This window comes from Pseudomonas sp. GW823-FHT02E01 (genome assembly GCF_058797535.1).
The window spans coordinates 156,132-180,695 of record NZ_JBXAJS010000005.1 but is presented as its reverse complement, the minus strand read 5'-3'; the positions used below and the strand labels follow the sequence as shown (position 1 = coordinate 180,695).

Sequence of the window (24,564 nt, the reverse complement as noted above, 5' to 3'; positions counted from 1 at the left end):
TCTACACATGCATCCCCGCGTCCTTGAGGTCACTGAACGGCTTATCGCCCGCAGCCGCGCCACGCGCGAGGCCTACCTTGCATTGATCCGCGGTGCGGCCAGCGACGGTCCGATGCGCGGCAAGCTGCAATGCGCCAACTTCGCCCATGGCGTGGCCGGTTGCGGCAGCGACGACAAGCACAGCCTGCGGATGATGAACTCCGCGAACATCGCGATAGTTTCGTCATATAACGACATGCTCTCGGCACACCAGCCGTACGAAGTCTTCCCCGAACTGATCAAGAAAGCCCTGCGCGAAATCGGCTCCGTCGGTCAGTTCGCCGGTGGCACGCCGGCCATGTGCGATGGCGTGACCCAGGGCGAGCCGGGCATGGAGCTGAGCCTGCCGAGCCGCGAAGTGATCGCGTTATCCACCGCCGTGGCGCTGTCCCACAACATGTTCGACGGCGCGCTGCTGCTCGGCATCTGCGACAAGATCGTGCCGGGCCTGATGATGGGTGCGCTGCGCTTCGGCCATCTGCCGATGATCTTCGTGCCGGGCGGGCCGATGGTGTCGGGCATTTCCAACAAGCAGAAAGCCGATGTGCGCCAGAAGTACGCCGAAGGCAAGGCGACTCGCGAAGAGCTGCTGGAATCGGAAATGAAGTCCTACCACAGCCCTGGCACCTGCACCTTCTACGGCACCGCCAACACCAACCAGTTGCTGATGGAAGTCATGGGCCTGCATCTGCCGGGTGCGTCCTTCGTCAACCCGAACACGCCGTTGCGCGATGCCCTGACCCGCGAAGCCGCGCACCAGGTCACGCGCCTGACCAAGCAGAACGGCGACTTCATGCCGATCGGCGAAATCGTCGACGAGCGTTCGCTGGTCAACTCGATTGTCGCGTTGCATGCCACGGGCGGTTCGACCAACCACACCCTGCACATGCCGGCCATCGCCATGGCGGCGGGCATTCAATTGACCTGGCAGGACATGGCCGACCTCTCCGAAGTCGTGCCGACCCTGAGCCACGTCTACCCGAACGGCAAAGCCGACATCAACCACTTCCAGGCTGCGGGCGGCATGTCGTTCCTGATCCGCGAACTGCTGGAAGCCGGGCTGCTCCACGAAAACGTCAACACCGTGATGGGTCACGGCCTGAGCCGCTACACCCAGGAGCCGTTCCTCGACAATGGCCAACTGGTCTGGCGTGAAGGCGTGACCGACAGCCTCGACGAAAGCATCCTGCGTCCGGTCGCCCGTGCATTCTCGGCCGAAGGCGGCCTGCGGGTGATGGAAGGCAACCTCGGTCGCGGTGTGATGAAAGTCTCCGCCGTGGCCGTGGAAAACCAGATCGTCGAAGCGCCGGCCATGGTGTTCCAGGATCAACAGGACCTGGCCGATGCGTTCAAGGCCGGTTTGCTGGAGAAGGATTTTGTCGCGGTGATGCGCTTCCAGGGCCCGCGCTCCAACGGCATGCCAGAGCTGCACAAGATGACGCCGTTCCTCGGTGTGTTGCAGGATCGCGGCTTCAAAGTCGCGCTGGTGACCGACGGGCGCATGTCCGGCGCGTCGGGGAAAATCCCGGCGGCCATTCATGTCAGCCCCGAAGCTTATGTCGGCGGCGCTTTGGCGCGGGTACAAGAGGGCGATATCATCCGCGTCGATGGCGTCAAAGGCACCCTGGAGCTTAAGGTGGACGCCGAAGAATTCGCAGCGCGCACGCCGGCCAAGGGCCTGTTGGGCAACAACATCGGCACCGGTCGCGAGCTGTTCGGTTTCATGCGCATGGCCTTCAGCTCGGCGGAGCAGGGCGCCAGCGCCTTTACTTCTGCCCTGGAGACGCTTAATTGAAACTGGCTTTGGTCGGTGACATCGGTGGGACCAACGCACGTTTCGCGTTGTGGAAAAACCAGCAGCTGGAATCGGTCCAGGTGCTGGCAACGGCAGATTTCCCCAGCCCTATCGATGCGATCAGCCTGTACCTTAATGGTCTGGGGCTGGCGCCGGGTTCGATCGGTTCGGTGTGCCTGTCGGTGGCGGGCCCGGTGAGTGGCGACGAATTCAAGTTCACCAATAATCACTGGCGCCTGAGCCGCAAGGGCTTTTGCCAGACCTTGCAGGTGGATCAGCTGTTGTTGGTCAACGACTTCTCGGCCATGGCCCTGGGCATGACCCGTCTGCAGCCCGGCGAATTCCGCGTGGTCTGCGAAGGCACGCCGGAGCCGTTGCGCCCGGCGGTGGTGATTGGCCCGGGCACCGGCCTGGGCGTCGGCACCTTGCTCGATTTGGGCGCGGGCCGTTTTTCCGCGTTGCCGGGGGAGGGCGGTCACGTCGATCTGCCATTGAGCAGCCCGCGTGAAACCCAACTCTGGCAGCACATCTTCAACGAAATTGGCCATGTCAGTGCGGAAACAGCCTTGAGCGGTGGCGGCTTGCCCCGTGTCTATCGGGCGATCTGTGCGGTGGACGGGCACACGCCTGTGCTCGACACACCGGAAGCCATCACCGCTGCCGGGCTGGCGGGCGACCCGATTGCCGTGGAAGTGCTTGAGCAGTTCTGCTGCTGGCTCGGTCGCGTGGCCGGCAATAACGTACTGACCACCGGTGGACGCGGTGGCGTGTACATCGTGGGCGGGGTGATTCCGCGCTTTGCCGATTTCTTCCTCGAAAGCGGTTTCGCCCGGTGCTTCGCCGACAAGGGTTGCATGAGCGATTACTTCAAGGGGATTCCGGTGTGGCTGGTGACAGCGCCGTATTCCGGGTTGATGGGCGCGGGTGTGGCGTTGGAACAATCAATCCCCGCTTGAAACCCGATTACCTGTAGGAGCGAGCCTGCTCGCGATGGACGTCAACGATAACGCGTGCTTTCTGAATGTACGCGGTGCCTTCAAGTCCATCGCGAGCAGGCTCGCTCCTACAGTGGTTTTGTGGTGTTTGTAAAATCGGTGCTTAAGGCATAATCCGCCCAATTCAAACAACAAGGACGCCGCCCGTGAGCTCAGTCAACAAGTCGATTTTGTTGGTCGATGACGATCAAGAGATACGCGAGTTGCTGGATACCTACCTGACCCGCGCCGGTTTCCAGGTACGTACCACGCCCGACGGTGCCGGCTTTCGCCAGGCGCTGAACGAGGCGCCGAGTGATCTGGTGATCCTTGATGTGATGTTGCCCGACGAAGACGGCTTCAGCCTGTGCCGCTGGATTCGCCAGCATCCGCGCCAGGCGCAGGTGCCGATCATCATGCTCACCGCCAGTTCCGACGAAGCCGATCGCGTCATCGGCCTGGAACTGGGCGCCGACGATTACCTCGGCAAGCCCTTCAGCCCACGGGAGTTGCAGGCACGGATCAAGGCGTTGCTGCGCCGCGCGCAGTTCGGTCAGGAGCGCAGTGGCGGTGAGGTGCTGGCCTTCGATGACTGGCGGCTGGACATGGTCAGCCATCGGCTGTTTCACATCGACGGCGAAGAGGTGATTCTTTCGGGCGCCGATTTCGCGCTGCTGAAACTGTTCCTCGATCATCCACAGGAAATCCTCGACCGCGACACCATCGGCAACGCCACCCGCGGCCGTGAACTGATGCCCCTGGATCGCATCGTCGACATGGCGGTCAGCCGGTTGCGCCAGCGTCTGCGCGACACGGAAAAACCGCCACGGCTGATCCGCACCGTGCGTGGCAGCGGCTACCAACTGGCGGCCAACGTGGTTGCCAGCAATGGTCACTGAGGCTTTGCGCAAGCTCGCCACCAAGGTGCCGATGCCGCGTTCGCTGCTCGGGCGGATGTTGCTGTTGACCCTGCTGGCGGTGTTGTTCGCCCAGGCATTGTCGAGTGTGATCTGGGTGTCGCAACTGCGCGCCACGCAGCTCGAGGGCCTGGTCACCAGTGCCCGCAGCCTGGCCCATTCAATGACCGCCAGCGTCAGTTATTTCCGTTCGTTGCCGGTGGCGTTTCGGCCCCTGGTGCTCGATCAATTGCGCAGCATGGGCGGCACCCGGTTCGTGGTGACGCTCAACGACAAACCCCTGGGCATGGAAGTGCTGCCCATCACCCCGCGTAAAGAGGCGGTGCTCAAGGCGGTTGACGAAGTGCTGCGCCAGTCCCTCGGCCAGGACACGGACATCTCGGTGACTTTCGTCAGCCCGGAAGACCTGCGCATCTTCAATGGCGGCCTGAAGCTCGATGAATTGCCACGTTCCTGGGCGCATTACGCGCTGACCCTGGAACCGGTGAACCCGCCAGTGCTGGTCACGCAGATCCAGATGGCACCGGGGGAATGGCTGTACATCGCTTCGCTGTTGCCCGAGCCCTACACCAGTCTTGAAGAGCAGGGCCTGCCGGCGCAGCAGGTGTGGTTCATCGTCCTGACCAGTAGCTTTTTGCTGTTGTTCATCGGCCTGCTGGTGCACTGGCAGAGTCGTCCGCTCAAGCGCCTGGCGCGGGCGGCGCGGGACCTGTCGTTGGGGGCCGACGTGGAACCGGTGGCCGAGGGCGGTGGCAGCGAAGTGGTCGAGGTCGGGCGCGCCTTCAACACCATGCGCGAGCGCATCAGCCGTTACCTGACCGAACGCAGCCAGTTGTTCAGCGCCATTTCCCACGACCTGCGCACGCCGATCACCCGCTTGCGCCTGCGGGTTGAATTGCTCGAAGACGAAACACTGCAAGCCAAGTTCGGGCGCGATCTGGACGAGCTGGAGTTGCTGGTCAAGGGCGCGTTGCAATGCGTGAAAGACACTGACATCCACGAGAACATCGAGCCGGTGGATCTCAACCATGTGCTCGATTGTCTGGTGGAGCCTTATCTCGCGCCGAACGGCAACGGCCGCGTGACCCAGCAGGGGCGGGCGCTGGCGGCGTACCCGGGCAAACCGCTGGCGCTCAAGCGCTGCATCGGCAACCTGATCGACAATGCGCTGAAGTACGGGCAGAACGCGCACCTGCACATCGATGACGACGAAAGCGCGTTCATCCTGCATGTCGATGACGAGGGGCCGGGCGTGCCGGAGCAGCGCCTGGAGCAGGTGTTCGAACCGCACTTCCGCCTGGCCGGGCAGCAGCAGGGTTACGGCTTGGGGCTGGGGATTGCCCGCAACATTGCCCATAGCCATGGTGGTGAGGTCAGCTTGCAGAATTTGCGTGAAGGCGGGTTGCGGGTAACGTTGCAGTTGCCCCGCTCAGTGGATTGACACCACCCTGTGGCGAGGGGGCTTGCCCCCGTTGGACCGCGAAGCGGTCCCAAAACCATCACCCACAGACTGCCTGTAAAAATCAGGTCGCTGATTTTACGACTGCTGCGCAGTCGGACGGGGGCAAGCCCCCTCGCCACAAGTATTTCACTCAATGTCTGTGTCCATTGTCACAGGCTGGTGACATAACCCACCCCCTTCGTTACAAGCCGACCTTCGTCCGTTGTTTATGCTGCCCCACAGTCATAACAACAAAAAAGGTACGCCATGGACACCTTCCAACCGGCCTTCAGCAGTTGGCTGAACGCACCTGCCCATCAGCAATGGCTCGCCACCGAAGGCTTGCGCCTGCTGACCTTCGCCAAGGCTTCGAAACTGCCTGAAGGCTTCGGCAACCTCGATGAAAAAGGCCGCCTCCCGCCTGATGCGCAAGCCCAGACCATGAACACCGCGCGCATGACCCACAGCTTCGCCATGGCCCATGTCCAAGGGCTGCCGGGCTTTGCCGAGCTGGTGGATCACGGTGTCGCGGCACTTCGCGGGCCACTGCGGGATGCGCTGCATGGCGGTTGGTTCGCGACTGCCGAACATCGCGACGGCAATACCGGCAAGAACGCCTATCTGCATGCCTTCGTCGCGCTGGCCGCCAGTTCTGCGGTGGTCGCGCAGCGCCCCGGTGCGCAAGCCTTGCTCGATGACGCGATCGATATCATCGACACTTATTTCTGGAGCGAAGAAGAAGGCGCGATGCGCGAGTCTTTCAATCGCGACTGGAGCGAAGAGGAGGCGTACCGGGGCGCCAACAGCAACATGCACGCCACCGAGGCCTTCCTCGCCCTGGCCGATGTCACCGATGACAACCGTTGGCTCAGCCGTGCCCATCGGATTGTCGAGCGCGTAATTCATGGCCACGCCGCCGCCAACGATTACCTGGTGATCGAGCATTTCGACCGCGCCTGGCAGCCACTGCGGGACTACAACCGCGACAATCCGGCCGACGGCTTCCGCCCCTACGGCACCACCCCGGGCCATGGTTTTGAGTGGGCGCGGCTGTTGCTGCACCTCGAAGCTTCGCGGGTGAAGGCCGGGATGCTCACGCCGGGCTGGCTGGTCACCGACGCGCAAAAACTGTTCGAGCACAATTGCCTCCATGGCTGGGATGTCGATGGCGCGCCGGGCATTGTCTACACCCTGGACTGGGACAACAAAGCGGTGGTCCGCCATCGCCTGCACTGGACCCATTGTGAAGCCAGTGCAGCCGCCAGTGCGCTGCTCAAACGCACCGGTGAAGAGCAATACGAACACTGGTACCGACTGTTCTGGGAATTCTGTGACAGTCATTTCATCGACCGCGAAGACGGCAGCTGGCATCACGAACTCGACCCGCTGAACCGTCCGAGTGCCGATATCTGGCCCGGCAAGCCTGATCTTTACCACGCCTGGCAAGCCGTGTTGATTCCGCGCCTGGCGCTGGCGCCGAGCATGGCCACGGTGCTGGCGCAGCCGTCCCAGAGCGGTTCTATGTAACCATGCGGTGACATTCGCGCATCCCTTCGTTACCTGCGAGGGGATATCCCCTGTTTAGAATCTTATGCAGCGCAAGCAACAGACTTGCATGCATAACAACAAGAAAGGTGCTCCTAGATGAATGCGATTTCTCGCCTCGCTACTGTCATTTCTCTCGCTTCCCTGTCTGCGCTCCCCCTCAGTGTCCTGGCCGCCGAATCCAAAGGTTCCGTTGAAGTCGTTCACTGGTGGACTTCCGGTGGTGAAAAAGCAGCGGTCGATGTCCTGAAGGCTCAAGTCGAAAAAGACGGCTTCACCTGGAAGGACGGCGCAGTCGCCGGCGGTGGCGGTTCCACGGCCATGACCGTACTCAAAAGTCGCGCCGTAGCCGGCAACCCGCCGGGCGTTGCCCAGATCAAAGGCCCGGACATCCAGGAGTGGGGCAGCACTGGCCTGCTCAGCACCGACGCGTTGAAAGACGTTTCCAAGGCGGAAAACTGGGATGGCCTGCTGTCGAAGAAAGTCTCCGACACTGTGAAGTACGAAGGTGACTACGTCGCCGTGCCGGTGAACATCCACCGCGTCAACTGGCTGTGGATCAACCCTGAAGTGTTCAAGAAAGCCGGGATCGAAAAAGCCCCGACGACCCTCGAAGAATTCTATGCCGCCGGCGACAAGCTCAAGGCCGCCGGCTTCATCGCGCTCGCCCACGGCGGTCAGCCTTGGCAGGACAGCACCGTGTTCGAAGACGTGGTGCTCTCGGTCATGGGCGCTGACGGTTACAAGAAAGCCCTGGTCGACCTGGACCAGAAAACCCTGTCCGGCCCGGAGATGACCAAGTCGTTCGCCGAGCTGAAAAAAATCACCGGCTACATGGACCCGAACCGTGCCGGTCGTGACTGGAACATCGCCGCCGCCGACGTCATCAGTGGCAAGGCCGGCATGCAGATGATGGGCGACTGGGCGAAAAGCGAGTGGACCGCCGCGAAGAAAATCGCCGGCAAGGACTACCAGTGCGTAGCGTTCCCGGGCACCGAAAAAGCCTTCACCTACAACATCGACTCGATGGCGGTGTTCAAGCTCAAGGCCGATCGCAAGGGTGACATCGCTGCCCAGCAAGACCTGGCCAAGGTCGCGTTGGGTACCGACTTCCAGAAAGTCTTCAGCATGAACAAGGGTTCGATCCCGGTGCGTAACGACATGCTGAACGAAATGGACAAGCTCGGCTTCGACGAGTGTGCCCAGAAGTCGGCGAAGGACTTCATCGCGGACGACAAGACCGGCGGCCTGCAACCGAGCATGGCGCACAACATGGCCACCTCCCTGGCCGTGCAGGGCGCGATCTTCGACGTGGTCACCAACTTCATGAACGACAAGGACGCTGACCCGGCCAAGGCCAGCGCCCAACTGGCCTCGGCTGTCAAAGCTGCCCAGTAACTCGTAATCGCCGCAGGTGATCCTGCGGCAAACCCCAGAGAGAGCTCCATCCCATTGTGGGAGCGAGCTTGCTCGCGATGGACTACCAGGCACCGCGCCAATCCAGACAGGCCCCGGTGTTCTTGATTCCATCGCGAGCAGGCTCGCTCCTACAGGGGGGAACTCTGTCCGGATTTCACTTCTCCACCTGGATTATCCCGATGAGCTCTGTGGCGTTTTTCAGCAAAGCCTCACCGTTCGATGCGCTGCAACGCTGGTTACCCAAGTTGGTACTCGCGCCGAGCATGCTGATCGTGTTGGTTGGCTTCTACGGTTACATCATCTGGACGTTCATTCTGTCCTTCACCAACTCCAGCTTCATGCCGAGCTACAAGTGGGTCGGCCTGCAGCAATACATGCGTCTGATGGACAACGACCGCTGGTGGGTCGCGAGCAAGAACCTCGCGGTGTTCGGCGGCATGTTCATCGGCATCAGCCTGGTGCTGGGCGTGTTCCTCGCGGTGCTGCTGGATCAGCGCATTCGCAAGGAAGGCTTCATCCGCACCGTCTACCTGTACCCGATGGCGCTGTCGATGATCGTCACCGGTACCGCGTGGAAATGGCTGCTCAACCCAGGCCTGGGCCTGGACAAGATGCTGCGCGACTGGGGCTGGGAAGGCTTCCGTCTCGACTGGCTGGTGGATCAGGATCGCGTGGTCTACTGCCTGGTGATCGCCGCCGTGTGGCAAGCCTCCGGGTTTGTCATGGCGATGTTCCTCGCCGGCCTGCGCGGTGTCGATCAATCGATCATCCGCGCTGCGCAAGTCGATGGCGCGAGCCTGCCGACCATCTACCTGAAGATCGTCCTGCCGAGCCTGCGCCCGGTGTTCTTCAGTGCCTTCATGATCCTGGCGCACATCGCCATCAAGAGCTTCGACCTGGTCGCGGCGATGACCGCGGGTGGTCCTGGCTACTCCTCCGACCTGCCGGCGATGTTCATGTATTCCTTCACCTTCAGCCGTGGCCAGATGGGCATCGGTTCGGCCAGCGCCATGCTGATGCTCGGCGCCGTGCTGACCATCCTCGTGCCGTACCTGTACTCCGAGCTGCGAGGCAAACGCCATGACTAATCAACTCGGAAAATCGGGTATCAGTTTCAGCCGCATCGCGATCTACGCAACTCTGTTGCTGGCGGCAGCGGTGTACTTGATCCCGTTGGTGGTAATGCTGCTGACCAGCTTCAAATCCCCGGAAGACATCCGTACCGGCAACCTGCTGAGCTGGCCGACCGTGATCGACGGCATCGGCTGGATCAAGGCCTGGGACGTGGTCGGCGGCTACTTCTGGAACTCGGTGAAGATCACCGTGCCGGCGGTGCTGATCTCCACGTTCATCGGGGCCATGAACGGCTATGTGCTGTCGATGTGGCGCTTCCGTGGTTCGCAACTGTTCTTCGGCCTGTTGCTGTTCGGCTGCTTCCTGCCGTTCCAGACCGTGCTGCTGCCAGCCTCGTTCACCCTCGGCAAGTTCGGCCTGGCCAACACCACCACCGGCCTGGTGCTGGTGCACGTGGTCTACGGCCTGGCGTTCACCACGCTGTTCTTCCGCAACTACTACGTGAGCATTCCGGATGCGCTGGTCAAGGCCGCACGGCTCGATGGCGCGGGCTTCTTCACGATCTTCCTGAAGATCCTGCTGCCGATGTCGATCCCGATCGTGATGGTCTGCCTGATCTGGCAGTTCACCCAGATCTGGAACGACTTCCTGTTCGGCGTGGTGTTCGCCAGTGGCGACGCCCAGCCAATTACCGTGGCCCTGAACAACCTGGTCAACACCAGCACCGGGGCCAAGGAATACAACGTTGATATGGCCGCCGCGATGATCGCCGGGCTGCCGACACTGCTGGTCTACATATTCGCTGGCAAGTATTTCCTGCGCGGGCTGACGTCCGGCGCGGTCAAGGGGTAGAACATGGCAACTCTCGAATTACGCAACGTCAACAAGACCTACGGCCCCGGTTTGCCGGACACCCTGAAGAACATCGAACTGAAAATCGATGACGGTGAGTTCCTGATCCTGGTCGGCCCGTCGGGCTGCGGCAAGTCGACCTTGATGAACTGCATCGCGGGCCTTGAAACCATCAGCGGTGGCGCGATCCTGGTGGACGACGCCGACATCAGCGGCATGAGCCCCAAGGATCGCGACATCGCCATGGTGTTCCAGTCCTACGCGCTGTACCCGACCATGAGCGTGCGCGACAACATCGCCTTCGGCCTGAAGATCCGCAAAATGCCGACCGCCGAAATCGACGAAGAGGTCGCTCGGGTTTCCAAGCTGTTGCAGATCGAACACCTGCTCAGCCGCAAGCCCGGCCAGCTCTCCGGCGGCCAGCAACAGCGCGTGGCGATGGGCCGTGCCCTGGCGCGGCGGCCGAAGATTTATCTGTTCGACGAACCGCTGTCCAACCTCGACGCCAAGCTGCGGGTCGAGATGCGCACCGAAATGAAACTGATGCACCAGCGCCTGAAAACCACCACGGTCTACGTGACCCACGACCAGATCGAAGCCATGACCCTGGGCGACAAAGTGGCGGTGATGAAGGACGGGATCATCCAGCAGTTCGGTACGCCGAAGGACATCTACAACAACCCGGCCAACCTGTTCGTGGCGAGCTTCATCGGTTCGCCGCCGATGAACTTCATCCCGCTGCGCTTGCAGCGCAAGGACGGTCGTCTGCTGGCGCTGCTCGACAGCGGCCAGGCCCGTTGCGAATTGCCGCTGGGCATGCAGGACGCCGGTCTTGAAGACCGCGAAGTGATCCTCGGCATCCGCCCTGAGCAGATCATCCTGGCCAACGGCGAAGCAAACGGGTTGCCGACCATTCGTGCCGAAGTCCAGGTCACCGAACCGACCGGGCCCGACACCCTGGTCTTCGTCAATCTCAACGACACCAAGGTCTGCTGCCGCCTGGCGCCGGACGTGGCGCCGGCGGTGGGCGAGACCCTGACCCTGCAATTCGATCCGGCGAAAGTGCTGTTGTTCGATGCGAAAACGGGTGAACGACTGGGCGTCGCCGGCGTAGCGAAAACCGAATCGCACGCTGCCAACGTCGCACAGTTCAAAGGTAGATAGAGATCAATGTGGGAGCGAGCTTGCTCGCGATAGCGGAATGACATTCAACATCTTTGTCACCTGATACACCGCCATCGCGAGCAAGCTCGCTCCTACAGGGGGGGATTGGCAATGCGCGGCCTGTCGCGCGTTGCACCGGATGTAACCGCGTTAAAAAAAGAAAAGTTAATAACAATAAAACGAGGAAGTAGGGATGAAGATGAAGAACAAGGCCCGGTTGATCTGCCAGGTTTCAGCAGCGGCAGCACTGGTTCTGGCCGGCAATGCGATGGCCGATGAAGCGTTCAGCTCCGACTCCAGGTGGATGACGGGCGATTGGGGTGGCGAGCGTACCAAGCTGATCGAGCAAGGCATCGACATCAAGATGGACTACGTCGGTGAAGTCGGCGCTAACCTGCATGGCGGCTTCAACGATGACAAGACCGCGCGCTACGCCGACCAGTTTGGCCTGGGCGCGGCGCTGGACCTGGAGAAGCTGTTTGGCTGGGATAACACCCAGGCCAAGATCCAGCTCACCAACCGTAACGGTGAGAACATCTCCAACGACCGTATCGGCGATCCGCGTGCCGGCACCTTGAGTTCCTCCCAGGAGGTCTATGGTCGCGGCCACATGGTCCGTCTGACCCAGTTGTGGATTCAGCACCAGTTCTTCGACAACAAGCTGGACGTCAAGGCCGGTTACTTCGGTGAAGGTGAAGACTTCAACACCTTCCCGTGCGAGTTCCAGAACCTGGCGTTCTGCGGATCCCAGGTGGGTAACTGGGCCACCAACATCTGGTACAACTGGCCGGTCAGCCAGGCGGCGATCCGTGTGAAGTACAACATCAATGACGAGCTCTACGCCCAGATTGGCGCGTACAACCAGAACACGTCGCAACTGGAGCACGGTAACGGCTTCAAGCTCAGCGGCAGTGGCACCAATGGCACCGTCCTGCCGGTCGAGCTGGTCTGGTCGCCGAAGGTCAACAACCTGCCGGGCGAATACCGTGTCGGTTACTACAAAAGTACCTCTGATGCCGACGACGTTCTCAAGGACGACAACGGCCAGAACGCAGCGACCACCGGCAACCCTTATCGCGTCCACGATAGCAAGCACGGCTACTGGTTCGTCGCGCAGCAGCAACTGACCAGCCACAATGGCGATGCTTCCCGTGGTCTGAACATCGCGGCCAACGCAACGTTCCATGACAAAGACACCAACTTCATCGACAACTACCAGTCGCTGATGTTCGTGTACAAGGGCCCGTTCGACGCGCGTCCGAAGGATGACGTGGGCATCGGTTTCGCCCGTATCCATGTCAACGATGACGTGAAGAAAAACGCTGAACTGACCAACGCGGCCAACGGTGTTTCGGAATACGACAATCCGCTGTTCTCGCCCATTCGTGAAACCGAATACAACTACGAGATCAACTACGGCTTCCACGTGACCAACTGGCTGACCGTGCGTCCCAACCTGCAATACGTCACTCACCCGGGTGGTGTGGATGAAGTCGACAACGCGCTGGTGGCCGGCCTGAAAATTCAGTCGGTGTTCTAACGCGTCTGCGATAAGCTTCTCTCCATGTGCGCATATTTGCGGACAGCCATGGCTGTCCGCTTTTTTTTGTGTGGCGAGGGGGCTCGCCCCCGTTGGACTGCGCAGCAGTCCCTTTTTGGGGCCGCTTCGCGACCCAACGGGGGCAAGCCCCCTCGCCACAAAAAGCGCTCTACAGGATTGTGAGAATGTTGAGTACACCCATGTTTTTCAGGACCGTGGCACATGCTTGAGCATCCGCTACAACGCTTCTTCAAATCCTTGCGCGAACGTCCGGTGTTCGCGTGGGAGCGCTATCAGACGCGCGATGTGCTGGTGATCGATCATCCGCTGTGTCAGGCGGTGTTCAGTCGTCAGGGCGCGCAGTTGTTGCACTTCCAGCCCAAGGGCCAGAAACCCTGGCTGTGGTGTGCGGCAAAGTGGCCGCAGGTCGGCGCCATTCGCGGCGGCGTGCCGGTGTGTTGGCCGTGGTATGGCCGGCATCCGAGCGAAAACGCCTGGCCGTCCCATGGCTGGGCGCGGTTGCTCGACTGGAAGCTGCTCGACAGCAACAGTGACGACGATGGCGTGCGATTGCACTGGCAACTGAAGTTGTGTGACTGGCAGGTGGACCTGCACGCGCACCTGGGTGAGCGCATGGAACTGCGTCTGAGCACCGAGCATCAGGACGACATGCCGTGCCAGTTGAGCCAGGCTTTACACGCTTACTGGCGTATTGGCGATGTCAGTGAGATAGCGCTGTCTGGACTCGAAGGCGCGCAGGGTTACGATCAGTTGAGCCGACAGGTTTGTCAGCAGGAAGGCGAGTTACGCGTTGATGGCGGGTGTCAGCGGGTGTTCCAGCACGACGGCGAATTGCAGTTGAACGACCATGCCTGGCAGCGGGCGTTGTGCATTGATACCGGGGATACGGCAGACACGGTGGTGTGGCATCCCGGTTCACGCCCGTTGCTCGGCGTGACCTGGAACGAGATATCCGAATTCGTTTGTGTAGAGGCCGCTAGCGGCGGTACCGACAGCCTGTGTCTGAAACCTGGGGAGCGGGCGCATTTGAGTTTGCAGGCGCGGGTGGGGGCTTAGCTCTGGATTTGCGGTGCTGCGTCTGCCGCCATCGCGAGCAAGCTCGCTCCCACACTGGATCTTCGGTGAACACAGTTTTTGTGTTCAACACCAATCCCCTGTGGGAGCGAGCTTGCTCGCGATGAGGTCAGAACGATCAGCGCAAATGTTGGATCAGTTGAACTCATCTCCAACCGGATACCGGCTGGCATTCAGGCTTTCCTTGATCTTGCGCAAATGCGGCTGGAAGTCCACGCCACGGCGCAAGGTCATGCCGGTGGCGAGTACGTCCAGCACGGTCAGCTGGATGATCCGCGACGTCATCGGCATGTAGATGTCGGTGTCTTCCGGCAGCGGGATGTTCAGGCTCAGGGTGCTGGCCTTGGCCAGTGGCGAGTTCTCGGCGGTCAGGCCAAGCACCGAGGCGCCGTTTTCCCGGGCGATGCGCGCCACTTCCACCAGTTCGCGGGTGCGACCGGTGTAGGAAATGATCACGAACAGCTCGCCGGTATGGGCCACCGAGGCAATCATGCGCTGCATCAGCACATCCGCGTGGGCCGTGACGGCGAGGTTGAAACGGAAGAACTTGTGCTGCGCATCCAGTGCCACCGGGGCCGAGGCGCCGAGGCCGAAGAAGTGGATCTGCCGGGCCTGGATCAGCAGGTCGACGGCGCGACTGATCAGGTTCGGGTCCAGTGCCTGGCAGGCGCTGTCCAAGGAGGCGATGGCGCTGCCGAAGATCTTCTGGGTGTAGGCCTCCGGATTGTCATCGGCCTCCACCGCACGGCTGACATAGGCGGCGCCACTGGCCAGGCTCTGGGCCAGTTGCAGTTTGAGCTCGGGGTAGCCGCTGACACCGAACGAACGGCAGAAACGGTTGACCGTCGGCTCGCTGACCGAGGCGGCCTGGGCGAGGGCGGCGATGCTGAAGCGGGTGGCCTGCTGCGGGTTGAGCAGGATCACCTCGGCGACTTTGCGTTCGGCCTTGTTCAGCTCTTCAAGGCGATTCTGGATTTGCTCCAGTAAATTTCGCACGCGGTCCATATAAGTATCCTTTACACCTGCGCCAACAAGCGCGCGGCTAATGCAAAAAGGGCCTTTGGTGAGGCCCGTAACGGTGGCCTATCCTACTGATGGCTCCGACCGACCACCACTCGGAATCTGTATTTTGCGAAAATGTTGTGGTTATTACTACATTTTCCCTTGAGTGATGCCTTGAAAAAAGGTATTTGTAGCTTAACTTGATAAAAGAACAAACATCATGCTCTCGATTACGGTTGAACCGTGCACCTTTGCCTTGTTCGGCGCCCTTGGCGACCTGGCCTTGCGCAAGCTGTTTCCTGCCCTCTATCAACTCGACGGCGCCGGCCTGCTGCACGAGGACACACGTATTATCGCGCTGGCCCGTGAGCCGGGCAGCGAGCAGGAGCACCTGGCGTTCATCACCTCCGAGCTGCGCCGCTATGTCGGTGCCAAAGAGCTGGACGAAGCCGTGGTCGAGCGTTTTCTGGCGCGCCTGAACTACCTGCACGTCGACTTCCTCAACCCCGATGATTATGTGGCCCTGGCCGAATCCGCCGGCAGTTCGCAGCGGGTCATCGCCTACTTTGCGACTCCTGCCGCCGTGTATGGCGCGATTTGCGAGAACCTGGCCAAGGTCGGCCTGGCGCAAAACACCCGTGTGGTGCTGGAAAAACCCATCGGTTCGGATCTGGAATCCTCGCGTAAGGTCAACGATGCCGTGGCGCAGTTCTTCCCGGAGAACCGCACCTACCGCATCGACCACTATCTGGGTAAAGAGACCGTCCAGAACCTGATCGCCTTGCGTTTCGCCAACAGCCTGTTCGAAACCCAGTGGAACCAGAATTACATTTCCCACGTGGAAATCACCGTGGCCGAGAAGGTCGGTATCGAAGGCCGTTGGGGTTACTTTGACAAGGCCGGCCAGCTGCGGGACATGATCCAGAACCACCTGCTGCAACTGCTCTGCCTGATCGCCATGGACCCGCCGGCCGACCTGTCCGCCGACAGCATCCGCGACGAGAAGGTCAAAGTGCTCAAGGCCCTGGCGCCGATCAGCCCGGAAGGCCTGACCACTCAAGTGGTGCGCGGCCAGTACATCGCCGGCTACAGCGAGGGCAAAGCGGTACCGGGGTACCTGGAAGAACCCAATTCCAACACCCAGAGCGACACCGAAACCTTCGTCGCCCTGCGTGCCGACATCCGCAACTGGCGCTGGGCCGGCGTGCCGTTTTACCTGCGTACCGGCAAGCGCATGCCGCAGAAGCTGTCGCAGATCGTCATCCACTTCAAGGAACCGTCGCACTACATCTTCGCTCCCGAGCAGCGCCTGCAAATCAGCAACAAGCTGATTATCCGCCTGCAACCGGACGAAGGCATTTCCTTGCGTGTCATGACCAAAGATCAAGGCCTGGACAAGGGCATGCAGCTGCGCAGCGGTCCGTTGCAGCTGAATTTTTCCGACACCTGGAGCAGCGCACGGATTCCCGATGCCTACGAGCGGTTGTTGCTGGAAGTGATGCGCGGCAATCAGAACCTGTTTGTCCGTAAAGATGAAATCGAAGCCGCGTGGAAGTGGTGTGACCAGTTGATCGCCGGGTGGAAAAAATCCGGTGATGCGCCCAAGCCGTACGCGGCCGGGTCCTGGGGGCCGATGAGCTCCATTGCTCTGATCACGCGGGACGGGAGGTCGTGGTATGGCGATATCTGATTTGAAACTGCCGCAGGGCGTCAGCGCCCATGCATACAAGAGCCCGGTGCTGCTGGCTGAAAGCCTGGCACTGAACGTGGCGAAACAACTGAGCGACGCGATCGACGCCCAGGGCACTGCGACCCTGGTGGTGTCCGGTGGCCGCAGCCCGGTGGCGTTTTTCCAGCACCTGGCCAAGCAGACGCTGGACTGGTCGAACGTGGTGATCAGCCTGGCCGACGAGCGCTGGGTGCCGGTCGAACACGCCGACAGCAACGCCGGTCTGATCAAGCGTTACCTGCTGCAAGGCCAAGCGGCCAAGGCGCAGTTCCTGAGCCTGTACAGCGCCAGTGCCAACCTGGAACAGGCAGCCGAGCAGGCCGACCGCTTGCTGTCGGAGTTGCCGGTGATCGACGTGCTGATCCTCGGCATGGGCGATGACGGCCACACCGCATCGCTGTTCCCCAACAGCCCGAACCTTGCCGAGGCATTACAGGTCGATGGCGTTCGTCGCTGCTGGCCGATGCTGGCGCCGACCGTGCCGCATCAGCGCCTGACCATGAGCCGTGCGCTGCTGGCTTCGGCCAAACATAAAATTCTGTCGATCTCCGGTCAGTCCAAACTGACCACCCTGAGTTTCGCGCTGGCCGGTGACGATGTCGCCGAAATGCCGGTGCGCGCGTTTCTGCAACCCACGTTAGAGATTTACTGGTGCCCATGAGCCAAGGAACAGCCGCTATGACAAACCCATCCCCGACCGTTTCCATGGCGGATAAAGTTGCCCTGATCGACAGTATTTGCGCGAAAGCGCGGATTTTGCCGGTGATCACCATTGCCCGCGAGCAGGACGTTCTGCCGTTGGCCGATGCCCTCGCGGCCGGTGGCCTGACGGCCCTGGAAGTCACCCTGCGTTCGCAATTCGGCCTCAAGGCCATCCAGATTCTGCGTGAGCAGCGTCCGGAGCTGGTGACCGGTGCCGGCACTGTGCTGGATCGCCACATGCTGGCGGCGGCGGAAGCGGCCGGCTCGCAATTCATCGTCACGCCGGGTATCACCCGCGACCTGCTGGAAGCCAGCGTCGCCAGCCCGATTCCACTGTTGCCAGGCATCAGCAATGCCTCGGGCATCATGGAAGGCTACGGCCTGGGTTATCGCCGTTTCAAGCTATTTCCGGCCGAAGTCAGCGGCGGCGTCGCGGCCATCAAGGCTCTGGGCGGCCCGTTCGGCGAAGTGAAATTCTGCCCGACCGGCGGCGTGGGACCTGCCAATATCAAGAGCTACATGGCATTGAAAAACGTCATGTGCGTGGGCGGTAGCTGGATGCTTGATCCGGAGTGGATCAAGAACGGCGACTGGGCCCGCATTCAGGAATGCACCGCCGAGGCTTTGGCGCTGCTGGACTGATCGCTTCACCCTACACCTCGTTGTGTGTTCTACGGCTTTACGGTGCGCTTGGTCGGTGCACCGTTTTTTTTTGCCTGAAGAAAGTTGTCGTACCCCTGTGGGAGCGGGCTTGCTCGCGATAGCGGTGTGACAGATTGCATGGATGTTGACTGACACGACGCCAACTCGAGCAAGCTCACTCCCACAGGGACAAGGACATCATGCGATACATAGTTACCGCATAACGAAAATCGACCGGTGCTAGCCTGCGTTCATCTTATGGAAGAGAGAACGTCATGGACGCTACCACCTCAGCTGCACCCCCGGCACCGGTCTACCTGCTGTCTCCCGAACAGATTGCCGGCCCGTATTTCCGCAACCCCAAACTGATCCGCAGAAACATCAGCGAAGGCGCCGAAGGCGTTCCGTTGGTGCTGCGGCTGACCATTGTCGATGCCATGACCGGCGAGCCGGTCCCCGATGCGCTGGTGGATATCTGGCACTGCAATGCCCGCGGTGCCTATTCGGGCTGGAGCAAGATCAACCCGGACGTCGAGGTCGATACCGGTGATATCGGCGCCGTCCCGCGCACCGATGACGATACCTATCTGCGCGGCGGGCAGTTCACCGACAAGTCGGGCATCGTGCGCTTCACCACGATCTATCCCGGTTTTTACGCCGGTCGCGCATTGCACATTCACGTCGCCGTGCGCATCACGGCCGGTAACAACTATCTGCAAGAACGGCATGTTGCCTGGGTCGGGCAGCTTTACCTGCCTGAGGTGGCCTCTCGTTCGGTACTCGGTAGCCGACCGTACAGCGGCCGAACCGTGCCGGCACTGACCAACGCTCAGGACTATTTTTATTCAACCATGGGCGGTGAAAAATCGATCTTGAGTGTGCACACCCTGGGGCGGGATTCGGCTGAAGACGGCTACTTCGGGCAGATGACCATCGGCATCGACACGTTCGCCGTGTCGACACAGATCAAGCCCGAGGACTTTGACAAGTACACCGTCTGAGGTCAGCCCAGTTCGCTCAGCGCCCTGACCAGCACATCCATGTCGGCCGCGGTGGTGGTAAGCCCCGGTGTAATGCGGATGCACGGACCGCATGCCGCGCCACTGCGGGTCACGGTGAACAGGTTGTATTCATTGAGCAGGCGCTCGACCATGGTTTGCTGGTCGGCATGCCGGGTAAAGCGCATTGAGGTAATGCCGCAATACAGGCGTGGGTCATCCGGGGTCAGGACTTCGACGCCCGGCAACTGCCGCGCCGCAGCGACCCAGCGGTTGCGCAGATAATTGAGCCGCGCGCCCTTGGCCGCGGCACCGCCCATCGCCCAATGTTCTTCGAGCACCAGCGGCAGGGTCATCAGCGCCGGGATGTTGGGGGTGCTGTACGAGGTACGGGCGCGAATGTCAGTGGGTGGAAAATGCATCTCGCCCATGTCCGGGTCGATGTCGGCCAGGCGTTCGGGTGCGATGTAGATAAAGCCGAGCGTCAGCGGTGCGCCGATCCACTTGTGCAGATTGAAGCCGGCGAAGGCGATACCGAGCTCGGTCAGGTCGAATTCAAACTGGCCGAGGGCATGGGCGCCGTCGAGGATGACGTCGATGCCCTGTTCCTTTGCAGCGGCTGCAATCGCCTGCACCGGCATCACCAGGCCCGTGCGATGGGTGACGTGGGTCAGGGCCATCAGCTTCAGCCGCGGATAGCGCGCGAAGGCTTCCCGATAGGTATTGAGCAAGCTGTCGAAGGTTGCCGGGTGTGCGTGTTCGATCTCGATCACTTCGACACCGCGATTACGCGCCAGCCAACGCATGGCGCCTTTGACCGTGTCGTATTCCAGATCGCAAACCAGTACCTGGTCGCCGGGCTGCAGCCGGTTGTAGTTACGGATCAGCGACTGCAAACCTTCCGAGGCGTTACGGGTCAAGGCGATGCTGTCGGCGGGTACGCCAATCAACCTGGCCAGTTGCGCGCGGATCTTCAGGCTGTCGCCCTGTTCGAAACGCTGGCGCACGTACACCGAATTGCTGCGGTTGATCAGTTCGATGTTGCGCTGATATTCCTCGACCACCGTGCGCGACATGCGTGCGAAGTAACCGTTCTCCAGGTTGAGCGGGCCGGGTTCGACATCGTAGCGGTCGGCAAAGGTTCGCCAGAAGGCTTCATCACGGGCGCGGCGGGTGTTGTCGGGCATGGGGTACTCGGTAGGTGATTCAGTGGCGCGGGGCCGGCTTGCCGTGTTTGGCGCGCAGCGGTTCGAGCAAGTCCGACAAACCGTTGTGATCGATCTCCTGCATCAGGGCCAGCAGGCCGCCCAACTCGCCATGGGGGAAACCCTCCCGGGCGAACCAGTTCAGGTAAGGGCCGGGCAGGTCAGCAATGATTCGACCCTTGTATTTGCCGAAGGGCATTTCACGGGTGATCAGCAGTTCGAGCTTTTCAGGGTTCATCGATCAGTCGTCTTGATTCAGTCAGTCTGGAAAATACAGGCATTCTGCATGCAGGCCAAATGACAGATCATGCAAATAAAACGGATACAGATTTTTTGATAATGGATAACTATTTGAAAAGTAAAGAATAGTTAGACGATTCCGAGCTGGCACGCAGAGTGCAACGTTCCTTACACCGTTCATCCGTCGTAAGGAGTTGAAAAATGACCGACATCAAAAAAGAAGCGATTTCTGTACTCAACGACCTGATTGAAACCAGCAAGGACGGTCAGGCCGGGTTCAAGACATGCGCTGAAGACATCAAGCACCCTGAACTCAAAACCCTGTTCATCAATCGGGCGAGCGATTGTGGTACGGCCGCTGCGGAGTTGCAGTCTGCCGTGCGTTCACTGGGTGGCGATCCGGAAACTTCCACCAGTGTCAGCGGCGACTTGCACCGTCGCTGGGTCGACGTGAAGTCGATGTTCACCGGCAAGGGCGAGGAGGCCGTGCTCAATGAAGCCGAGCGCGGAGAAGACCATGCGTTGAAGGCTTACCGCGACGCCATGGAGAAAATCAACAAGCACAACCTGGTGGGCATTCGCGACCTGGTTGAGCGTCAGTTCCACGGCGTGCAGCGTAACCACGATCAGGTCAAGGCCCTGCGTAACCAGGCGCGTGCACGTTCGTAACGACTGGTTGAAATAACTGTGGGAGCGAGCTTGCTCGTGATAGCGCCAGATCAGTCAACATCAATGTTGAATGTCAGGCCCTCATCGCGAGCAAGCTCGCTCCCACAGTTTTTGCCCCGTCAATCAGCCGATGCTGATTGCCGGCAGCGTGGTCAACGTCACACTCTGTTGCTTGCGTGGCGCGAGGATTTCCGCCTCGCCATCCACCACCAGTTCATCGCGCTGGTTGAACACGCGAGTGGCGATGCGCACGCGAAACTTCGGCAGTTTTTCCAGGATTTCCAGGCGCACAGTCAGGGTGTCGCCGATCTTCACCGGCTTCTGAAAGCTCATTTGCTGGCCGATGTAGATGGTTCCCGGGCCAGGCAACTCGCAGGCGACCGCCGCGCTGATCAACGCGCCGCTGAACATGCCGTGGGCGATGCGCTCCTTGAACATGGTGCTGGCGGCGTATTCGGCATCCAGGTGTACCGGGTTGTGGTCGCCGGACATCGCAGCGAACAGCTGGATGTCGCGCTCTTCGACCGTCTTGCTGAAACTGGCGGTCTGCCCGACTTCGAGGGCTTCGTAAGGGGTGTTGGTAACCTGGGTCATCTGTCTCAATTCCTGTGACGAATTAAAAAATTCACAAAAAAAATCTATTCGGACCGGTGCGGCCGAGGAGCGCTCAAGGCCTGTGCGATCCAGTTCAGCACATCGGCGATGATTTCATCGCGGTTGCTCTCGTTGAACAGTTCGTGCCGCGCCTGTGGGTAAACGGTCAGTTGCAGGTGCTGGCTGCCGGCCGCCCGCAGCGCGTCGGCCAGATCCTTGAGACGTTTGCCTTCGCTCACCGGATCACATTCGCCGCCAATCACCAGCAGCGGCAGGCCCGGGTCGATCTGCGCGAGATTGGACGCTTTGCTGATTTGCTGCAAGCCGCCGAGCAAGTCGATCCACAGTTGATTGGTGCAACGGAAACCGCAGAGCGGGTCGTTGACGTACAGATCGACCTGCGCCGGATCGCGGCTGAGCCAGTCGAACGGTGTGCGTGCCGGCTTGAATTTGTTGTTGAACGAGCCGAACGACAGCCATTCGATCAATGCGCTGCGTCCTGTGCGGCCCTGGCGCAGGCGTTCGAGACGGGCGATTTGCCGTGCCGCGCGATAAAGCGCCACAGGCTGGAAGTTCGAGCCGCTGAGGATTGCCCCGTGCAGGCTGGCACTGTGGTGCAGCAGATAGGCCTGGGCGATGTAACTGCCCATGCTGTGACCGAGCAGCACGATCGGGACGCCAGGGTGCTGCTGGCCGATGTGCTGGTTGAGGCTGGCCAGGTCGCTCACGACCTTGCACCAGCCATCGTCATCGGCGAAATGCCCGAGTGTCCCGTTTTCGGCAGTTTTGCCATGTCCACGCAGGTCCGGCGCGCACACGCCATAGCCCTGGTCACAGAGCTTTTGCGCAAGGGGGCCGTAACGACCGCTGTGTTCGGCCATGCCGTGGGCCAGCAGAATCATTGCCTTGAGGCTGCCGTCGGGAAGCCACTGGTTGACGAAGAGGCGGCTGTGGTCGCTCGTGGTCAGCCAGAAAGTGTCATGGATCATGGCGGTTCCTTTGCATGAGGCTGCCTGGTCGCAAACAGCTCGTTGCAGTTTATAGCGCATCCTTGGCCGGGCGTCTGATCAGCCTACGCCACGGCAAGAAGATTCATACGGTCAATGACGGCCGTGGGCATATTTGCCTGCTACGTCATAACTGCTAGTGTCCGTGAAGCTCCGCTTTTTGCATTTTTTTTGAAAAATGACAGAAAAGTGGCCCCGGATAGATTCAGGTCAAAGAGGACAAGAACAATGCAACCTGATTTCTGGAATGACAAACGCCCGGCCGGTGTACCCCTGGATATCGATCTGGGAGCCTACAAGTCGGTGATCGAGGTGTTCGAGCGTTCCTGCAAGAAGTTTGCTGACCGCCCGGCGTTCAGCAACATGGGCGTGACCCTGACCTACGCCGAACTGGAGCGCCAAAGCGCGGCCTTCGCCGGTTATCTGCAAGCCCACACCGACCTGGTGGCGGGGGACCGCATCGCGGTGCAGATGCCCAACGTCCTGCATTACCCGATCGCCGTGTTCGGTGCCTTGCGCGCCGGGTTGATTGTGGTCAACACCAATCCGCTGTATACCGCGCGGGAAATGCGCCATCAGTTCAAGGACTCCGGTGCCCGGGCGCTGGTTTACCTGAACATGTTCGGCCAGAAAGTCCAGGAAGTACTCCCCGACACCGATATCCAGTACCTGATCGAAGCGAAGATGGGCGACCTGATGCCCACCGCCAAGGGGTGGCTGGTCAACACGGTGGTGAGCAAGGTCAAGAAGATGGTCCCGGACTATTCCTTGCCCCAGACCGTTTCCTTCAAGAGTGCGCTACGCATGGGCCGTGGCCTGGGTATCAAGCCACTGAAGGTCGGCCTCGACGACATCGCCGTGCTGCAATACACCGGCGGCACCACGGGCCTGGCCAAGGGCGCGATGCTGACCCATGGCAACCTGGTGGCGAACATGCAACAGGCACGGGCCTGCCTGGGACAGTTCGGTAGCGACGGGCAACCGTTGTTGCGCGAAGGGCAGGAGGTGATGATCGCGCCGCTGCCGCTGTACCACATCTATGCCTTCACAGCGAACTGCATGTGCATGATGGTGACGGGCAACCACAACGTGTTGATCACCAACCCACGGGACATCGCCGGCTTCATCAAGGAACTGAAGAACTGGCGGTTCTCGGCGTTGCTGGGTCTGAACACATTGTTCGTTGCGCTGATGGATCATCCGGACTTCAAGACCCTGGACTTCTCCAGCCTCAAGCTCACCAACTCCGGCGGCACTGCGCTGGTCAAGGCCACCGCCGAGCGTTGGGAACAACTGACCGGTTGCCGCATCACCGAAGGTTACGGCCTGACCGAAACTTCGCCGGTGGCCTGCACCAACCCCTATGGCGACCAGTCGCGGATCGGCACGGTCGGCCTGCCGGTGCCAGGCACCACGCTGAAAGTCATCAATGATGACGGTGTCGAACAACCTTTGGGCGAACGCGGCGAGCTGTGCATCAAGGGCCCGCAGATCATGAAGGGCTACTGGCAGAAACCTGATGCCACGGCCGAGGTGCTGGATGCCGAGGGCTGGTTCAAGTCCGGTGACATTGCGGTGATCGACCCGGATGGTTTCGTGCGTATCGTTGACCGCAAGAAGGACATGATCATTGTCTCGGGCTTCAACGTGTACCCGAACGAAATCGAAGACGTCGTGATGGCTCACCCTAACGTCGCCAACTGTGCGGTCATCGGTGTGCCCGACGAGCGGTCGGGGGAGGCGGTGAAGCTGTTCGTGGTGGCCCGTGAAGCAGGGGTCAGCCTTGAAGAGCTGAAGGCTTACTGCAAGGAGAACTTCACGGCGTACAAGGTACCGAAGCATATCGTGCTGCGGGAGTCCCTGCCGATGACGCCGGTGGGCAAGATCCTGCGGCGGGAGTTGCGTGATATCGCCTGATCGG

At 60.7% G+C, this 24,564-nt stretch carries 22 protein-coding genes; 17 read left to right on the top strand and 5 right to left on the bottom strand.

What is annotated here, in order from left to right:
• Window positions 1-7 precede the first annotated feature (7 nt).
• The 11 genes from edd to AC1RDQ_RS13785 all read left to right on the top strand — a co-directional run bounded on the left by edd (window position 8) and on the right by AC1RDQ_RS13785 (window position 13,837).
• Window positions 8-1,834, top strand: a complete 1,827-nt coding sequence (edd, locus tag AC1RDQ_RS13835; protein ID WP_057713545.1) for a phosphogluconate dehydratase — start codon at window positions 8-10, stop codon at window positions 1,832-1,834.
• Window positions 1,831-2,790 (top strand): glucokinase, encoded by a 960-nt coding sequence (locus AC1RDQ_RS13830; protein ID WP_492587548.1) that lies wholly within the window; start codon window positions 1,831-1,833, stop codon window positions 2,788-2,790. Before edd ends, AC1RDQ_RS13830 begins: the two co-directional genes overlap by 4 nt.
• 185 nt (window positions 2,791-2,975) lie before the next feature.
• A complete protein-coding gene (locus AC1RDQ_RS13825) occupies window positions 2,976-3,707 on the top strand; it encodes a response regulator (RefSeq protein ID WP_008050538.1) in 732 nt (243 codons plus the stop codon).
• Between the two features lie 31 nt (window positions 3,708-3,738).
• On the top strand, window positions 3,739-5,166 hold the full coding sequence (locus AC1RDQ_RS13820; protein ID WP_198530255.1) for an ATP-binding protein: 1,428 nt from the start codon (window positions 3,739-3,741) through the stop codon (window positions 5,164-5,166).
• A gap of 267 nt (window positions 5,167-5,433) precedes the next feature.
• Window positions 5,434-6,693: a D-mannose isomerase gene (locus AC1RDQ_RS13815; RefSeq protein WP_489339121.1), complete on the top strand. Its 1,260-nt coding sequence runs from the start codon at window positions 5,434-5,436 to the stop codon at window positions 6,691-6,693.
• A gap of 117 nt (window positions 6,694-6,810) precedes the next feature.
• On the top strand, window positions 6,811-8,109 hold the full coding sequence (locus tag AC1RDQ_RS13810) for an ABC transporter substrate-binding protein (RefSeq protein ID WP_057713549.1): 1,299 nt from the start codon (window positions 6,811-6,813) through the stop codon (window positions 8,107-8,109).
• A gap of 200 nt (window positions 8,110-8,309) precedes the next feature.
• Window positions 8,310-9,218, top strand: a complete 909-nt coding sequence (locus AC1RDQ_RS13805) for a carbohydrate ABC transporter permease (RefSeq protein ID WP_492587547.1) — start codon at window positions 8,310-8,312, stop codon at window positions 9,216-9,218.
• Window positions 9,211-10,056, top strand: coding sequence for a carbohydrate ABC transporter permease (locus AC1RDQ_RS13800; protein WP_007974434.1), 846 nt, complete (start codon window positions 9,211-9,213; stop codon window positions 10,054-10,056). The genes AC1RDQ_RS13805 and AC1RDQ_RS13800 overlap by 8 nt, the downstream gene beginning before the upstream one ends.
• 3 nt (window positions 10,057-10,059) lie before the next feature.
• Window positions 10,060-11,220 carry an ABC transporter ATP-binding protein gene (locus tag AC1RDQ_RS13795; RefSeq protein ID WP_218494305.1) on the top strand — a complete coding sequence of 387 codons (1,161 nt, stop codon included), beginning with the start codon at window positions 10,060-10,062 and terminating at the stop codon, window positions 11,218-11,220.
• 193 nt (window positions 11,221-11,413) lie between these two features.
• Window positions 11,414-12,760: a carbohydrate porin gene (locus AC1RDQ_RS13790; RefSeq protein ID WP_057713552.1), complete on the top strand. Its 1,347-nt coding sequence runs from the start codon at window positions 11,414-11,416 to the stop codon at window positions 12,758-12,760.
• A gap of 222 nt (window positions 12,761-12,982) precedes the next feature.
• Window positions 12,983-13,837, top strand: coding sequence for a D-hexose-6-phosphate mutarotase (locus tag AC1RDQ_RS13785; protein WP_090457406.1), 855 nt, complete (start codon window positions 12,983-12,985; stop codon window positions 13,835-13,837).
• Between the two features lie 153 nt (window positions 13,838-13,990).
• On the opposite strand, the gene AC1RDQ_RS13780 is transcribed toward AC1RDQ_RS13785, so the two are convergent.
• Window positions 13,991-14,851, bottom strand: a complete 861-nt coding sequence (locus AC1RDQ_RS13780) for a MurR/RpiR family transcriptional regulator (RefSeq protein ID WP_170948639.1) — start codon at window positions 14,849-14,851, stop codon at window positions 13,991-13,993.
• Window positions 14,852-15,077: 226 nt separating this feature from the next.
• Here AC1RDQ_RS13780 and zwf point away from each other — a divergent pair, with 226 nt between their 5' ends.
• From zwf to AC1RDQ_RS13760, 4 genes are all read left to right on the top strand, one after another.
• A complete protein-coding gene (gene zwf / locus AC1RDQ_RS13775; protein ID WP_057713554.1) occupies window positions 15,078-16,547 on the top strand; it encodes a glucose-6-phosphate dehydrogenase in 1,470 nt (489 codons plus the stop codon).
• Window positions 16,534-17,247: a 6-phosphogluconolactonase gene (pgl, locus tag AC1RDQ_RS13770; protein ID WP_090457404.1), complete on the top strand. Its 714-nt coding sequence runs from the start codon at window positions 16,534-16,536 to the stop codon at window positions 17,245-17,247. Before zwf ends, pgl begins: the two co-directional genes overlap by 14 nt.
• 17 nt (window positions 17,248-17,264) lie before the next feature.
• Entirely contained in the window at window positions 17,265-17,930 is a 666-nt protein-coding gene (locus AC1RDQ_RS13765; RefSeq protein ID WP_008050561.1) for a bifunctional 4-hydroxy-2-oxoglutarate aldolase/2-dehydro-3-deoxy-phosphogluconate aldolase, read from the top strand.
• A 275-nt stretch (window positions 17,931-18,205) separates the two neighbouring features.
• The gene (locus AC1RDQ_RS13760) at window positions 18,206-18,931 is read left to right on the top strand and encodes an intradiol ring-cleavage dioxygenase (RefSeq protein ID WP_489847689.1); all 726 of its coding nucleotides are present in this window, start codon (window positions 18,206-18,208) and stop codon (window positions 18,929-18,931) included.
• Window positions 18,932-18,933: 2 nt separating this feature from the next.
• Here the strand turns inward: AC1RDQ_RS13760 and AC1RDQ_RS13755 are convergent, their stop codons facing one another.
• Together AC1RDQ_RS13755 and AC1RDQ_RS13750 are read right to left on the bottom strand one after the other, a co-directional pair.
• On the bottom strand, window positions 18,934-20,115 hold the full coding sequence (locus AC1RDQ_RS13755) for an aminotransferase class V-fold PLP-dependent enzyme (protein WP_492587546.1): 1,182 nt from the start codon (window positions 20,113-20,115) through the stop codon (window positions 18,934-18,936).
• 19 nt (window positions 20,116-20,134) lie between these two features.
• A complete protein-coding gene (locus tag AC1RDQ_RS13750) occupies window positions 20,135-20,371 on the bottom strand; it encodes a DUF3820 family protein (RefSeq protein WP_003227425.1) in 237 nt (78 codons plus the stop codon).
• Window positions 20,372-20,574: 203 nt separating this feature from the next.
• Here AC1RDQ_RS13750 and AC1RDQ_RS13745 point away from each other — a divergent pair, with 203 nt between their 5' ends.
• Window positions 20,575-21,042, top strand: coding sequence for a ferritin-like domain-containing protein (locus AC1RDQ_RS13745; protein WP_492587545.1), 468 nt, complete (start codon window positions 20,575-20,577; stop codon window positions 21,040-21,042).
• A 123-nt stretch (window positions 21,043-21,165) separates the two neighbouring features.
• Here AC1RDQ_RS13745 and AC1RDQ_RS13740 read toward each other — a convergent pair whose 3' ends face one another.
• Window positions 21,166-21,636: a MaoC family dehydratase gene (locus tag AC1RDQ_RS13740; protein ID WP_007995982.1), complete on the bottom strand. Its 471-nt coding sequence runs from the start codon at window positions 21,634-21,636 to the stop codon at window positions 21,166-21,168.
• Between the two features lie 44 nt (window positions 21,637-21,680).
• Window positions 21,681-22,625: an alpha/beta hydrolase gene (locus tag AC1RDQ_RS13735; RefSeq protein WP_090457399.1), complete on the bottom strand. Its 945-nt coding sequence runs from the start codon at window positions 22,623-22,625 to the stop codon at window positions 21,681-21,683.
• A 246-nt stretch (window positions 22,626-22,871) separates the two neighbouring features.
• Between AC1RDQ_RS13735 and fadD2 the strand changes: the two genes are divergently transcribed.
• Window positions 22,872-24,560 (top strand): long-chain-fatty-acid--CoA ligase FadD2, encoded by a 1,689-nt coding sequence (gene fadD2 / locus AC1RDQ_RS13730; RefSeq protein ID WP_492587544.1) that lies wholly within the window; start codon window positions 22,872-22,874, stop codon window positions 24,558-24,560.
• Window positions 24,561-24,564: the final 4 nt, after the last annotated feature.